General features: G+C 30.4%; 14 protein-coding genes. 2 read left to right on the top strand and 12 right to left on the bottom strand.

Features of this window, described 5'->3' with window-relative positions; all coding sequences use genetic code 11:
- Nucleotides 1–14: 14 nt before the first annotated feature.
- From CARM_RS00460 to CARM_RS00410, 11 genes are all read right to left on the bottom strand, one after another.
- On the bottom strand, nucleotides 15–608 hold the full coding sequence (locus CARM_RS00460; RefSeq protein WP_139426294.1) for an ABC-type transport auxiliary lipoprotein family protein: 594 nt from the start codon (nucleotides 606–608) through the stop codon (nucleotides 15–17).
- Between the two features lies 1 nt (nucleotide 609).
- Complete coding sequence (locus CARM_RS00455; RefSeq protein ID WP_139426296.1) at nucleotides 610–1,437, bottom strand: MlaD family protein; 828 nt, start codon at nucleotides 1,435–1,437, stop codon at nucleotides 610–612.
- Nucleotides 1,437–2,159: an ABC transporter ATP-binding protein gene (locus tag CARM_RS00450; protein ID WP_139426298.1), complete on the bottom strand. Its 723-nt coding sequence runs from the start codon at nucleotides 2,157–2,159 to the stop codon at nucleotides 1,437–1,439. Before CARM_RS00450 ends, CARM_RS00455 begins: the two co-directional genes overlap by 1 nt.
- A complete protein-coding gene (locus CARM_RS00445; RefSeq protein WP_412842206.1) occupies nucleotides 2,156–3,256 on the bottom strand; it encodes an MlaE family lipid ABC transporter permease subunit in 1,101 nt (366 codons plus the stop codon). The genes CARM_RS00450 and CARM_RS00445 overlap by 4 nt, the downstream gene beginning before the upstream one ends.
- 1 nt (nucleotide 3,257) lies before the next feature.
- Nucleotides 3,258–5,174: a transketolase gene (tkt, locus tag CARM_RS00440; protein ID WP_139426393.1), complete on the bottom strand. Its 1,917-nt coding sequence runs from the start codon at nucleotides 5,172–5,174 to the stop codon at nucleotides 3,258–3,260.
- A 659-nt stretch (nucleotides 5,175–5,833) separates the two neighbouring features.
- Nucleotides 5,834–6,673: a polyprenyl synthetase family protein gene (locus CARM_RS00435; RefSeq protein ID WP_139426395.1), complete on the bottom strand. Its 840-nt coding sequence runs from the start codon at nucleotides 6,671–6,673 to the stop codon at nucleotides 5,834–5,836.
- Nucleotides 6,673–7,752 (bottom strand): DUF7488 domain-containing protein, encoded by a 1,080-nt coding sequence (locus CARM_RS00430; RefSeq protein WP_139426302.1) that lies wholly within the window; start codon nucleotides 7,750–7,752, stop codon nucleotides 6,673–6,675. The genes CARM_RS00435 and CARM_RS00430 overlap by 1 nt, the downstream gene beginning before the upstream one ends.
- Nucleotides 7,749–8,054 (bottom strand): YbaB/EbfC family nucleoid-associated protein, encoded by a 306-nt coding sequence (locus tag CARM_RS00425; RefSeq protein WP_139426305.1) that lies wholly within the window; start codon nucleotides 8,052–8,054, stop codon nucleotides 7,749–7,751. Before CARM_RS00425 ends, CARM_RS00430 begins: the two co-directional genes overlap by 4 nt.
- Complete coding sequence (locus CARM_RS00420) at nucleotides 8,055–9,338, bottom strand: UDP-N-acetylmuramoyl-L-alanyl-D-glutamate--2,6-diaminopimelate ligase (RefSeq protein WP_139426308.1); 1,284 nt, start codon at nucleotides 9,336–9,338, stop codon at nucleotides 8,055–8,057.
- Nucleotides 9,322–9,861: a histidine kinase gene (locus tag CARM_RS00415; protein WP_139426311.1), complete on the bottom strand. Its 540-nt coding sequence runs from the start codon at nucleotides 9,859–9,861 to the stop codon at nucleotides 9,322–9,324. The genes CARM_RS00420 and CARM_RS00415 overlap by 17 nt, the downstream gene beginning before the upstream one ends.
- The gene (locus CARM_RS00410) at nucleotides 9,848–10,117 is read right to left on the bottom strand and encodes a NifU family protein (RefSeq protein ID WP_139426397.1); all 270 of its coding nucleotides are present in this window, start codon (nucleotides 10,115–10,117) and stop codon (nucleotides 9,848–9,850) included. Before CARM_RS00410 ends, CARM_RS00415 begins: the two co-directional genes overlap by 14 nt.
- Before the next feature lie 125 nt (nucleotides 10,118–10,242).
- Between CARM_RS00410 and CARM_RS00405 the strand changes: the two genes are divergently transcribed.
- A complete protein-coding gene (locus tag CARM_RS00405) occupies nucleotides 10,243–11,484 on the top strand; it encodes a multidrug effflux MFS transporter (RefSeq protein WP_139426313.1) in 1,242 nt (413 codons plus the stop codon).
- A gap of 128 nt (nucleotides 11,485–11,612) precedes the next feature.
- On the top strand, nucleotides 11,613–12,194 hold the full coding sequence (locus CARM_RS00400) for an ATPase (RefSeq protein WP_139426315.1): 582 nt from the start codon (nucleotides 11,613–11,615) through the stop codon (nucleotides 12,192–12,194).
- 163 nt (nucleotides 12,195–12,357) lie between these two features.
- On the opposite strand, the gene flgE is transcribed toward CARM_RS00400, so the two are convergent.
- On the bottom strand, nucleotides 12,358–14,781 hold the full coding sequence (gene flgE / locus CARM_RS00395) for a flagellar hook protein FlgE (protein ID WP_139426318.1): 2,424 nt from the start codon (nucleotides 14,779–14,781) through the stop codon (nucleotides 12,358–12,360).
- Nucleotides 14,782–14,837: the final 56 nt, after the last annotated feature.

Raw genomic sequence — 14,837 nt, 5'->3', positions numbered from 1 at the left:
AGGAAAAGCATTTTTTATTCCAAATTTTTACTTATCCATTTTTGCATATCATCAGCAAATAAAATAAATATCTCATCATATTTTTGGATTAAAAGTTGAGGATTGTTACTATTTAATTCTTTTTCATAGTAAAAATACTTATTTGCTAAGGGTTTTTTTGTGCTTATTTGGACTAAATTTAAATTAATACCAAATTTTATTTTTGAATGCACTTCATCACTAAAATTTTGTTCCAAAATATCCACTTTACTTTCTAAAACATAATCAGAACTAGCCAAACTATCTTGATTTAAAACTGCTTTAAAAATTCCTAAATTTTGTAAATGAAATTCCATAAAAGTTTTTATCATCAATGCAGGATTTTCTTTCCAAAAATGATAAGCATAAGCATTAACAATACCATCTTTTTTATAAAAAATTTCATTAGTATAAGTTAATCCTTTAGGTAAAGCAACTATTATAGTAGAATTTGTTTGCTTTGATTTATATGAAGTATTTTTTTCTAATGTTATATCAAAATATTTATTTGCGGGTAAAGTTTGATTAGGACTTACTAAAGAACATGCATTAAAAAACAAAGCAATAAATATAAAATATAATATTCTCATATTATTCTCCTGGAGCATATTGAATTTTTTTATCTTTATAAATTAAATTTGATGGGTTTTGTTTTATTTTTTCAAGCAATTGTGAAAAATCTAAAAATACAATTCTTAAAATATCCAAATTATCATTTAAAAGTATTCTACTTTTACTTAACTCTGTTAATTCAGAATTTGCATGGTTTAAAAATAATGATAAATCATTTGAGCTTTTAGAAATCTTGAGCGAAGTATTGTTTAAATTTTCTAATAAAAAAGGTGTTTGAGTGTTTAAATATGTAAAAAATTGTGAAGAATTTTGTAGTGTGAGTTCTATATTTTTTAGGTTTTTTTCACTTAGTAAATTTTCTAATTTTTCTTTTGCACTTGTGATTAAATCTAAAAGATTAGTTGTTTGTTTATCAATACTAGCAAAAAAACTTTCTTTTGATTTTATAATAGGATAAGTATCATTTGTAGTTTTTAACACCTCAGCTTCTTCACTACCTCCAGCAAGCTGAATGAATTTAAATCCTGTTATACCCTGAATTTGCAAACTTGCATAAGTATCCGTTTTTATCACTAAATTAGAATCAAGTTTTACTAAAATTCTTACTCTTAATTTATCACTTAAATTATCAATACCAATATGCTCAACACTTCCCACATCAACACCTAAAAACTTAACAGGTGCTTTTACACTAAGTCCAGCAACAGATTCTTCCATAAAAATTTCATAATATTTGAAAGATTTTTCATCTTTTAAATTACCATACCAAACTATAAAAAACAAACTAATAAAAAATAATACACTAACAAAAATCCCAATTAATATGTAATTTGCCTTATTTTCCATTATTGCATAAACCTTTCATATAATCTTTCATTTTGAATTTTTAAACTATTAATATTTCCTAAAAACCCAACTTTTTTATTTTCTATTATCAAAAATCTATCTAAAACATTTTTCATACTTTCTTTATCATGAGTAATTAAAATCACACATAATTTAAAACTTTGTTTTAAACTCAAAAGCAACTCATCAAATTCTCTTGAACTATAAGGATCAAGACCTGAAGTTGGTTCATCTAAAAAAAGCAATTTGCTATCAAGTGCTAAAGCTCTAGCTATAGCCACTCTTTTTTTCATACCCCCACTCAACTCACTAGGGTAAAGCTTTGCCACACTCTCATCAAGTCCTACCATTTTAAGCTTCATCATCGCTATTTCTTTAATATCGTTTTTACTAAGCTTTGTATATTCAACCAAAGGTATGCTGATATTTTCAAGTATATTAAAAAAACTAAACAATGCTCCATATTGAAAAACAACTCCCCATTGTTTTTGTAAAAACAAAGCATCTTCATCGCTAATATTTTTTAATTTTTTACCTAAAATTTCATACTCGCCATTGTCAAAATGCTCAAGCATTAGCATTTGTCTTAAAAGCACAGATTTACCGCTACCGCTACCACCTAAAATACCAAATATTTCATTGTTTTCAATTTCAAAGCTAATATCTTCATGGACACATTTACTTCCAAAATAAGTGCTAATATTTTTTGCTTTTATGATCAAAATCCAGCCTTTGTTAAAAATACTGAAAAAATCGCATCAAAAGCTATCACCCAAAAGATAGCATTTACCACACTTTTTGTCGTATAAATACCTATACTTTCTGTTGTTTTTTGCACGAAAAATCCTCTAAAACAAGCAATAGAAGCTATCAAAAATCCAAAAATAGGTGCTTTTACAAGACCTATAATGATATGTTTTAACTCCACAGCTTCTTTAAATCGACTCATAAATTCACTCATATTAATTTCTAAACTCACCCAAGCAACTATAATTCCACCCAAAACACTCAAAATATCAGCTATTATAACTACTAAAGGCATAGCAAAAGTCAAGGCTAAAACTCTAGGTAAAATGATAAATTCACTTTCTTTAAACCCCATAGTTTTCATTGCATCTATTTCATCAGTAAGTTTCATCACTCCAATTTGAGCTGTATATGAACTCGCACTTCTACCTGCAATAACAATAGCACTAATTAATGGCGCAAGTTCTCTAGTAGCAGAAATCCCCATTAAATCCACTATATAAATATTAGCTCCAAATTGTGCAAGTTGATAAGCAGCTTGATAAGCAAGCACCACACCTACTAACAAAGAAGTAAGCATAATAATAGGCAAAGCATTAATAGCACTATTTTCTACATGGTATAAAAATGCCCTAAAGCGAAGTTTTTTAGGATTTAAAAGTGTTTTAAAACAAGTATAAACAATAAGCCCTATGAAATTTAAAAACTGCACTAAAAGTGTAAAAGAAATTACAACTTTCTTGCCTAAATTTTCAAAAAAATCTTTTAAATTATTTTTATGTTCTTGAGTATAACTATAAGCTTTATAATGTTTTTGACAAAGTTCAAAAAGCTTAGCATGCTCGCTTTTAAGATTTATCCTGCTAAATTTATAATCTTTTTGCTGAAGTTCATTTTCTAAAGCTAAAAAATACCTAATCCCTGCAGTATCTATGAAATCTAAATTTGCAAAATCAAAAATAATATTTTTTTGAGTAGGAAAATCTAATTTTTCAAATTTTCCTACGCTAGTTTTATCCCATATACCAAAGACGCTAAAAATGCATTCTTGATTTTTAACATCTTTGATGATTTTATTTTTCATTACATAAACTTAAAACATATGAGCTTAATTTTTCTTCACTAAATCCAAAATGCTCAAATACATCTTTATCTTTACCACTTTCCCCAAAACTCTCTATACCATAAAGCTCATCACAAAATCTATAAAGCTCATTTGAATTTGCAGCTTCTACGCCTATAACCTTACCTTGTAAAATTCTATCTTTATAAGCCTTTTCTTGTTTGATAAACAATTCATAACAAGGCATAGAAACTACATTAACACTCACGTCTTTTTCTTTTAAAATTTTTGCTGTTTTTAAGCATAATGCTACTTCACTACCGCTTGCTAAAAGTGTGAATTTTGCATTTGCATTTTCTTCTAGTAAATATGCTCCATTTTCAACATCTCCAAAAACTGGCTCACTTAAAGCACTAAGTTTTTGGCGTGATAAAACAAAAACACTTGGCATAGAAGTTTTTAAAGCTATTTGCCATGCTTTTACATTTTCAACTCCATCAGCTACTCTAAATGTCAATGAATTTGGCATAGCTCTAAAAGTGCTAAGTTGCTCTATAGGTTGATGGGTCGGACCATCTTCACCTACACCTATACTATCATGAGTAAAGATAAAAAAGTGTTTGATTTTCATCAAAGCTGCTATTCTTGCAGCAGGTTTTAAATACTCGCTAAATATAAAAAATGTAGCACAAAATGGCAAAAATAAACCATATCTTGCAAAAGCGTTTGATATAGCAGCCATTGCATGCTCTCTTATACCATAATGGATATTTTTTCCATTTGGAAAATCACCCATATCTTTAAGCTCTGTTTTATTTGATGGACCTAAATCCGCACTTCCACCTAAAAATCCTGGTAAAGCCTTAGCTATAGCATTTAAAATCATACCATTGCTATCTCTAGTAGCTAAATCTTTACCTTTAAAATCAGGAAATTCTATTTTGGTAAAATCAGGCTCTAAAAGCTCTTTTAATAAAGCTTGTTTTTCTAAATCAAGCTTATTTACCTTATCTTGCCATTTAGCTTGTGCTAAATCTCCAAGTTCTATCGCTCCACTAAAGCGAATTTTAACTTCTTCAGCAATTTCAAAAGTTTTTTGTGGATCAAAGCCCAAAGCTTCTTTTGCTTTCTTGATAAGCTCTTCACCCAAAGGTGCTCCGTGAGAATGATGACTTCCCTCAAGCTCTAAAGCTCCTTTAGCTATCGTAGTATGAGCTATAATCAAACAAGGCTTTTTGCTTTCTTTAGCTGTTTTAAGCGCCAAATCAATTTGTTCAAAATCATGCCCATCTATCTCAAGCACTTCAAAATTTTGCGCTCTAAAACGCTCTTTAATATTTTCATCAAAAGCAATGCTTACATCACCTTCAATAGAAATATTATTACTATCATAAATGATGATTAAATTATCAAGCTTATGAAGTCCTGCTAAAGAACAAGCCTCATAAGAAATTCCTTCTTGCAAATCCCCATCACCACATAAACAATATACCTTATGATTGATAATATCCTCACCCAAAAGCAAACTTGCTTTTTTAGCAGCCATAGCAAAACCAACCGCATTTGCAATACCTTGTCCTAAAGGCCCTGTAGCTATTTCAACACCTGGAGTAAAAATTTCTGGATGACCTGGGGTTTTAGAGTGTAATTGACGGAAATTTTTTAAATCTTCTAAACTTACATCATAACCGCTTAAATGCAAAAAACTATAAAGCAAAGCACTAGCATGACCCCCTGAAAAGACTAATCTATCGCGATTTAACCAAGTTGGGTCTTTTGGATTATGCACTAAATGAGTGCTTAATACACTCATAATATCAGCTAAACCCATAGGAGCACCCGGATGGCCACTATTTGCCTTTTGTATCATATCAGCACATAAAAATCTTATAGTGTTTGCTTGTTTTTGTAGAATTTTTTTATCCATTTTTTTCCTTTTTATAATATTTACAAAATCAAAATTTGCCAAAGCGATTGCAAGAACCAATAAAGCCAAGCTATAAAATAAAACCATATGAGCCATTCCTGAGCTTAATGGATATAAGAGTGTTGGAATTTTATTAAAATAAAACAGACACAAAAATGCAATTATTGCCAATACAGCAGAGCTTATAAGCACACATTTTAAAAACTTCTTTTCGCTAATTTTCACTAAATATCTTATCCATAAACAAAAACTTGCACTCATAAAAAATAATAAAATCATTTTAAGAATACTTAGGATAACTCTATGTTTATCATAATCTACCATGCGTATGTATAAAATATCATTTTGCAGTATGCCCCACAAAAAAGTAATAACCAAAAACCAAATAAAATATTCTACTTTTAAGCTAAAATCATAAAGAATTTTTATCCAAAAAATAGCAAAAATAATATAGCAAATAGCAAAAACATAAAGAGAATAATACGGATAAACAGAAGGGATAAAAGGATACTTGCTATTCATAGGATTTTCGAAAAAATATATCCCCCATCCAAAAGCAATACACCAAAATAAAAGACTATAAAAAAGTGTGTGCTTTTTTTCTCTTATTTTGTCTTTAAATTTTAAATCTTCTATATCTTGCTTATTCATTTATTCCCTTAAAGATATTGCCTTATTAAATCATTTATCGTTTTTGCAACCGCCTCATCTACACTAGTCAAATTTTGCTCACACTCAGCTTTTAAGCGGTTTTTTGAATTTATAGCCTCTTCTAAGCCAAGCAAATTCACAAAAGAATTTTTATGCAAATCATTATGGGTTGGCTTGCCTGCTTCTTTTGTGTCTAAAGTCGCATCAATAATATCATCATTTATTTGAAAAATAAGTCCTAACTTTAATCCTATTTGGTATATTTTTTCACTATCTTCTTGGCTTAACTCACAAATTTCACAACCCATTTTTAAACTAGCTGCTATTAATCTTGCGGTTTTATGTATATGCAAAAACTCAACTTGTTCTAAATTTAATGGTTTATCTTCAAAATAACAATCAATAGCTTGACCGATAATCATACCATTAAGTCCTGCATTAAAAGCTAAGGTTTCTATGAGTTTTAATCTAACATTTTCTTTTAAATCAAGTTTTGAAAGTAGCAAAAAAGCTTGCGTGTTTAGAGCATCTCCTACCAAAATAGCTGTAGTCTCATCGTATTTTTTATGCAAAGTTTGCTTTCCTCTGCGCAAAGAAGCATTATCCATAGCAGGTAAATCATCATGTATTAAAGAATAAGTATGAATAAATTCTAAAGCTAATGCAACATTTAAAGCTTGATTAAATAAAGCAGGATTTTTAGCATTGACTATACCTAAAAGAAGTTGTGCTCTAAAATGTTTCCCGCCAGCTTCTAGCATCCACTTTAAAGCCTCATTAAAAAAAGGATGAAAGCTTTGTATCTTAGGGAAATTTTGCTTTAAATGTTGTTTAAATTTTTCTAAAATCACTTATTAAGCCTTATGAAAAAGTCAAAATACCCTTTATTAAAATGCTCAAAATCATTATTTTTAGCCGAAGGTATATTACTTGCTTGTCTTGAAACTAAAACATCAAAAGTATTAGCTTGAGCTAATACAGCCTGAAGCTCATTAAAATTATTGATTTTTTGATTATTGATTCTTAAAATCTTATCACCTTTCATAAATCCAGCCATTTGCGCTTTAGAATTTGAAGTAACTTCCGTAACATTCATTTTCGTATCTACGCGTAATCCTAGATTGCTATAAAAAGAAGTTGGTTTAGCTTGAACTACTTTTTTAGGCTTAGCAAATATACCCAAATCTTTATCAAAAACTGCTGTAGAAATATTTATATCTTTATTGTCTCTTAGCATATTAAAATATAAAGTTGCACCGCGATCAGCAAATAAAATTTTCTCATTTAATTTTCTTATATCATCATAAACTTGTCCATCTACACTCACAAGCTCATCATTAAGCAAAAATTGTCCGTTTTTACGCACATTTTTTACATAAATTTTACCATCACGCATATCAAAATCTACACCTATATCACCCCAATAAACATCAGGATATTTTGCAAAGTGTTTTAAATAACGATTTCCTATAAGCTTACCATCTTCTAAAGTTATACCAAGCATTTTACAACATGGTGAATTAAGCTCTCCGATTTTAGAAGCAAAATCAAGCTGATCTCGCTCTGTTAAGCTTTGTCCAAAGTATTTTAAATGCCCTATATAGCTTTGGTTATTATCCAAAATTCCCACCCAGCTATTGCGTGTTAGCTCTTCTTCATCTCCCATAGGAGCAGGGATTAAACTAAAATCTGTTTTTACTAAATACAAATTTAAAAACGGATCATATTTTGTATAGCTATTTAATTTTGCATTTTTAGTTTTTACTACCGCTAAAGTATTTTCATTTAATGCAAAAGCAGGCAAACCCTCATAAATTAGCATACTAGCCTTATTTTTTTCATAACAACCTAAAAAATCATTAAAAGTTGGTCTTGGAATTGCAAATAATGCTCCTGCTATTGCCATCATACAAAGTAAAATTCTCATATCATTCCCATTCCGCTAAATAAATTACTAGCCATTGATTTTTTATTTTGCTCTACCATTTTAAGCACATCATTAATCGCAGCAATTAGTAAAATTTGCATAGATTCTTTATCTTCTAACAAAGAATCATCAATATTTATATCGATAATTTCGCCTTTTCCATTAGCACTAACTTTTACTAAGCCACCGCCACTTTTTGCACTAAATTCTTTTTTTAAAGCTTCTTGCTCTAATTCATTTGCTTTTTCTTGAGCTTTTGTTAAAAGCTCACCCATTTTAGAAAAATCCATATTTTCAAACATTTATTTTCCTTCTTTTAATATCTCTAATACTACTTCTTTATCATTAAAAGGATATTTTACTCCTTTAATTTCTTGATAAGTTTCATCACCTTTTCCTAAAATTACGACAAATTCATCTTTATTTTTAAACTCTAAAGCTTTTTTTATAGCTTCTTTTCTATCACATTCTACGAAAACATTTTCATCTTTTTCTATACCACTTAAAATATCATTTATAATATCCATAGGTTCTTCAAAACGCGGATTATCACTTGTGATAATAAGTTTTTTAGCATAATGCTTAGCAATTTTTGCCATTAATGGACGCTTGGTTTTATCCCTATTTCCCCCTGCTCCAAAAACTACAATCAAATCACGGTATTTCAAAGCGTCTAAAACCTTTTCTATACCATCTGGTGTATGAGCAAAATCCACAATCACATCTTTTGCAACTATTTGCATTCTACCTTCTATGCCACCAAAATTACTAATAGCTCTTTCAAGTTCTTTTAAATTCGGCTTAACAAGCTCATTCACGCAAGCACTTGCAGCTAAAAGATTATAAAGATTAAAAAGCCCTACTAAAGAAGAATCTATCATAAAGCTTTCTTTGCCAAAATTTACCACAGCTTCTATGCCATTTTTTAAAGCATAAGCTTTTATATGATAATAGCTTGGATTTTCCACTCCATAAGTAAAAGCACCTTTTACATTAAATTTTATAGCTTTTGCATCTTTATTGATAAATTTCATACACTCATCAGTAAAAAAGCTTTCTTTTGCTGCTTGATAGTTTTGAAAATCCTTATGAAAATCTAAATGATCTTGAGTGATATTAGTAAAAATTTTAGCCTTAAACTCAAGCCCTTCTATGCGATTTTGGACTAAAGCATGCGAGCTTACTTCCATAATCAAAAATTCACATTTTTCCTTACTTGCTAAAGATAAAAGTTCTAAAGTTTGTAAAATAGGTGCAGTGGTTAAGCCTTTTGGAGTGATATTTTTATCATTTATAAAACTACCCCTAGTTCCCATCAAAGCACATTTAAAACCTAAATCAAGCAAGATAGAATAAATCGCTCCTGCTGTAGTAGTTTTACCATTTGTTCCAGTAATGCCTATGATTTTAATATTTTCATCTATATTTAAAAATTTCTTACACTCGTCTATACTTATAATTTTTGCCTTTTTTTCCAAAGCTTGATTAAGAAATTTTTCATTTTGAGAAGTTTTTAGAAAAAAACACCCTTTTTCACATTCGTTAGAATTATCGCAAATGAAAGTATTTTCAATCTTTACTATCATATTTTAATTCCTTGATTTTCTCGCTAAGTTTGATAAATCTATAATTAGAATAAAAATGTGCTGAAACATCTTCCATATAAGCTACAAGCATATCTTTATAACCATACTCTAAAAGTTTTTCCAAAAAATCCACAAAATCTTCTTTATCATTTATAATAAGTTTATTAGATATTATAACATTTTCTAAAGCTTGTTTAAACCCAACTTTTTCTTCACTGAGTAAAAAATCCTGATAACTTAAACCATCAAAATCTTCACTTTCTTCATCAAATTTCACACTTTGACTAAGATTGATTAATTTTTCTAAGTCTTTATCTACTTTAGAATTTTTATAATTTTGCAAGAAAAATTCAAAAAAGACAAAAGCTTCTTCAGGGCTTTTTAATGCTAAATCACAAATATTTATAAAAGTTAATAATCTTTTATTTTTACGCTTTTGGTATGCTAGTGAAAAATACATTTTAGCATTTTTAAAGTCCTTGTTATAAAAACACTCTATGGCTATTTTTTTATAATTTTGCAAATTCGCTTTCTCCGCCTGCTAAATTTATTATGGTTATATCTGGGTGTATATCGATTTTAAGCTGTTTTTCTAAGCCATATTTCAGAGTCGTTCCACTTGAAGGACAACCATGGCAAGCCCCAGTTAATTTCACATAAACAACACCATTTTTAATCCCTAAAAAATCAAGCCCACCGCCATCTTTTTCTAAAATATGCATAGTTTTAGCTAAACTTGCTTTCACAGGCTCAATTAGTTCATCATCACTAAAAGGCATATTCATAATTTTTTTCCTTAAATATTTTTTAGTTTAATTTTATCTTATTTGCCTTTAAAAAATGTAAATTATTGTTTATTTTAGACTTTTTGCTATACAATGATAAAAATATTTTAGGAAATTTTATGCAAAAATACACACAAATCAAAGGTTTTGAAAAATTAAAACTCATTATCATACTAGGCTTTTTATCTGCTATAGCACCGCTTTCTACTGATATGTATTTACCTGCTTTAAATGAAGTAGAAAAAAGCTTTCAAACTAATTCTTTTTATACTCAACTTTCTCTTGCAAGTTTTTTTATAGCATTTTCTTTGGGTCAGCTTTTTTATGGACCATTAAGTGATGTCTTTGGAAGAAAAAAACCTTTATATATAGGACTTTTTCTTTTTATTTCTTCAAGTATTGCTTGTGTTTTAGTTGATTCCATTCATGCTTTTATAGCTTTGCGTTTTTTTGAAGCTTTGGGAGGTTGTGTGGGTGTAGTTGTAGCAAGAGCTATAGTAAATGATGTTTTTGAGCTTAAAGAAGCTGCGGGGGTTTATGCTTTGATGATGGTTTTTACTTCACTAGCTCCTATGCTCTCGCCTACTTTTGGTGGAATTTTGCTTGAATTTTTTTCTTGGCGTAGTATATTTTTAACACTTTTTATATTAGGTTTTATTTTATTTTTGCTTGTGGTTTTTGTTTTAAAAGAAAGCAACCACAATACACAAGGAAAAAAATTCAATCACAAAGAAGTTGCAAGAAGTTACAAAAAAATCCTAAAAGATCGTCGTTTTGTCGTATATTTGCTTTGCGGGAATTTAATCTTTGCAGGGTTTTTTGCTTATTTAACTGGCTCATCTTTTGTTTTTACACGCGTTTTTGAGCTTAGCCCACAACAATACGCAGCTCTTTTTGGAGCACATGCTTTAAGTTTTGTTATATGTGCTAATATAAACGCAAGGATAGTTCTTAAACTCTCGCCTTATTATGTTTTACCTAGAGCGCTTATAATGATTACTTTTTTAACCTTTTTACTCATTTTAGGAGCAACTTTTAACCTAGGTTTTTGGGCCTTTGAAATTCCTTTATGTTTTATCATAGCAAGTTTAGGTTTTATCTTACCAAATACCACCACTTTAGCTATGGCAAGATCAAAGCAAAATGCAGGTAGTGCTTCAGCACTTTTAGGTGCAGCTCAATTTGCTATGGCTGGAGTGATGGCATTTTTAGTCAGTCTTTTAAATGCTAATACACCTATACTTTTAGCTAGTATTTTGGGTGCTTGTTCGTTTTTATCTTTGATTTCTTATCTAAGTTTGATTAATAAAAGAAAGTTAAATAAAATCACAAAAAAGTTAAGCGTGATTTCTCACGCTTAATTAAGCAATATTTTTGAAAAGATTCACTGACTATATCGAACCTTTTTCAAAAAACTTTATATTTATTTTCAAAACACTTATAAACAATTTATGTTAAAATTTCACATCATTCAACAAAGGCTTTATTAATGAAAAAAATAGCTACTATTTTTGCAGGAGTTAATGGATCTGGAAAAACTACCTTGTATTATAATGAACTTGAAAAAAACAAAGACTTTGGACTTAGAATCAACATCGATGAAATCGTAAGTAGCTTTGGTGATTGGAAAAATCAAGAAGATCAATTTAGAGCTTCAAGAATAGCCATTAAAATGCGTGAAAACTATATCAAAAAAGCTTATGATTTTAACCAAGAAACTACACTTTGTGGCACTAGCATTTTATCTTTATTCAAAAAGTTACAAAAAAATTCTTACACTATAAATCTTTACTACATAGGATTAGATTCTCCAAATACAGCAAAGCAAAGAGTTAAGATTCGCGTGGCTAAGGGCGGACACGATATAAAAGAAGAACTCATAGAAAAAAGATACCACGAGTCTTTAAAAAATTTTAACATCATTGCAAAATTTTGCAATCACATCACTATTTTTGACAATACTCAAAATTATAAAAAACTCTTAGAATTTAAAAACAACAAACTAGAAGTATTTGAAATCACCAAATGGCTAGAACCACTAATGATAAATTTTAAAAGCAAAAATTTATAAATTTTCATTTTCTTTTGTCGATATGAAATCATGCTACTCACTCCTTAGGCAAAAAAGAAGTGAGTTAGCAATAGATTGAAGGCTCAAGGCTATCAAGTATTACAAGGCTACCTTGATAACCTTGTAAAGCTTGACCCCAAGGCTTTAAAACCTTGGGTTAGAATTATTGTTTTAATTGAAGCAAAGTATTTAAAAGCTGATCACTTGTAGTGATAGTTTTAGAGCTTGCTTGATATCCTCTTTGTATAACGATAAGCTGAGTTAATGAACGACTCAAATCCACATTTGACATTTCTATCGCAGAAGATTTGAGCCCACCTCTACCACCTTCTCCAGCATGGCCTATAGTAGGAGTTCCTGAATTTGCCGTTGTTTTGAAAAGATTATTTCCTATTTCTTCAAGACCCATATTATTTGGGAAAGACGCTAAAGCAACCTTAGCCAAAGCTAGAGTTTTACCATTAGTAAATTCTCCATAGATATAACCATTTTCATCAGTTCTTAGTGCATCTTGCTTTAGATTACCTCCTGTGTAGCCATCTGTTTCTTGTTTAGTAGTAGCTGAGTCTTTATCATAGCTTGTTAAACCATCAAAAGCTCCAGTTGTCCCAAAGTCAAGTTTTATTACTTGATCAGGTTTTGAGCCGTTATTTCCTGTAAAGTTTAATACATTTGGCGTATAGCTTTGAAGCGAACCATCATTACCAAATCTTAAATTTCCTACTACTATATTACCAGGGGCACCATCTCCGCTAAAATTTATCTCAGCAGGCTCAGGCACTGAGATGATGATAGACCATTCAGCACCACCATCTGCTGTTTTGGTTTGTTTGGTAAATTGCACGGTTAGCTCGTGTCTAGTTCCTAATGAGTCAAAAATTTCTATACTAGCAGTATGAGCTGATAGATACATATCTTGAGAATACTTCTCATTATTTCCTGCATTGAAATTTCCATCTAAAGCACTAAAGATATTTGTAAATTTATCATTCGTAGCTATTTTATTTGCTTCATTAGAATAACCTGTAATTTTAAAAGTCATATCTTTAGAATTATTATCTATTTTAGGATTAGTTATTTTAAATCTACCATCACTTTCTACTACAACTTCTACGCCTATATTAACATCTTGTCCGTTTGTTGTTCCACCAGTGTTATAATTTTCTATAGAGCCATCTCCATCATAATCTACTGCAAACCTAGCATCTCTTTGCATTAATTCTCTTAAATCTTCAGTGGTGTGGAAAGTCCTTTGTCCTGTTGCACTAGGCATATTTGCATCATTGACATTTGTTGCCTTTGGATTAGGATCTTTTCCTATATCTACATTATTTGAACTATAAATATACTCATGAGCTGTGATGACTTGGACTGGAGTAGCAAGTCCTGTTATATTATGACCTGCTGGTGGAACTGGGATAGTCACATTTCCAGTAGTTCCAGTTGTAGCTGTAACTTCTCCAGCTGTATTTGTAGTCCCTACGCTAATATTTATATTTTTACTTTTAGCTGTAGTTCCCGTGCTATTATCGTTTGTAAAGGTCATTTTACCATCTACTATAGAAGCTACTACACCAGTTTCGGCTGTTTTTGCATTGATAGCATTTAAAAATGTTTCTCTACCTACACCAGTTGCTGTAATGTGTGTTCCATTTATAGTAATGTCTAAAGTAGCAGGAACTTGTGTGCCATCTTGTTTAGTATAACCCCAAAAAGTATAATTAGCATTTGGTTGTATATCACTTTCATTAGTAGGTAAATCAGGATTTACAAATGCTGGAGCTTGATACTTAGCCTCAGCATAGCTTACCCATATACCTTGACCATCTCTTAAATTTAAACCTTCTCCTTTAGCATTAAACACCACTCCCATATCTACACCTTTTTCGGTTACTTGGGCTCCAGTTTTTGAAGTAGTATAAAATTCAGTATGGCCTGTATCATTTTCATCTATAGCTGTTCCTGTATCATTTCTTCTGCCATGAGCTGAATCAAGAGCATAGATAGGTCTTTTAGCTGAAGCATTTGAACCTAGAGTATTACCACTATCTAGGTTTGCTGTAAGTTTTACTATAGAGCTTTGTTTAGCTGGCATACTCATACCTGGTGGGATGACTATGTCTTCTACTGATTTAGATGAATCAATCTGACCTGTTTCTTGATTATAATTCCATCCTTGGACTGTGTAGCCGTTATTATCTACGAAATTTCCTACTGCGTCTGTTTTAAAATCCCCTGCACGAGTAAAAAATTGTGTTACACCACCATCATTTGATACGATGAAAAATCCATCTCCGTTGATAGCTAAGTCTGTGTTTTTATCTGTGGTTTGGATATTACCTTGTGAGTGGATTCTTGTGGTAGAATTTACACCTGCACCAAGACCTACTTGCATAGGGTTTTTACCACCTAAATCCCCATCTGGAGCTGTGGCGATTTTAGAAGTTTGGCTCATAAGTGTAGAAAAATCCGCACGAGAATACTTAAAACCAAATGTATTAACATTGGCTATGTTGTTACCTTCTACATCCATTGCGTATTGGTGTGCTTGAAGTCCTGAAACTCCAGCCCAAAGAGATCTCATCATAATTAAATCCTTTAAAAAATATTGTTTTGTGAATATCTCACAATCTTCTATTGCTT

Origin of the sequence: Campylobacter armoricus (assembly GCF_013372105.1) — a bacterium.
Taxonomy (GTDB): Bacteria; Campylobacterota; Campylobacteria; order Campylobacterales; family Campylobacteraceae; genus Campylobacter_D; species Campylobacter_D armoricus.
The sequence above is the reverse complement of the archived record's forward strand: the minus strand, read 5'-3'. Positions and strand labels throughout refer to the sequence as shown.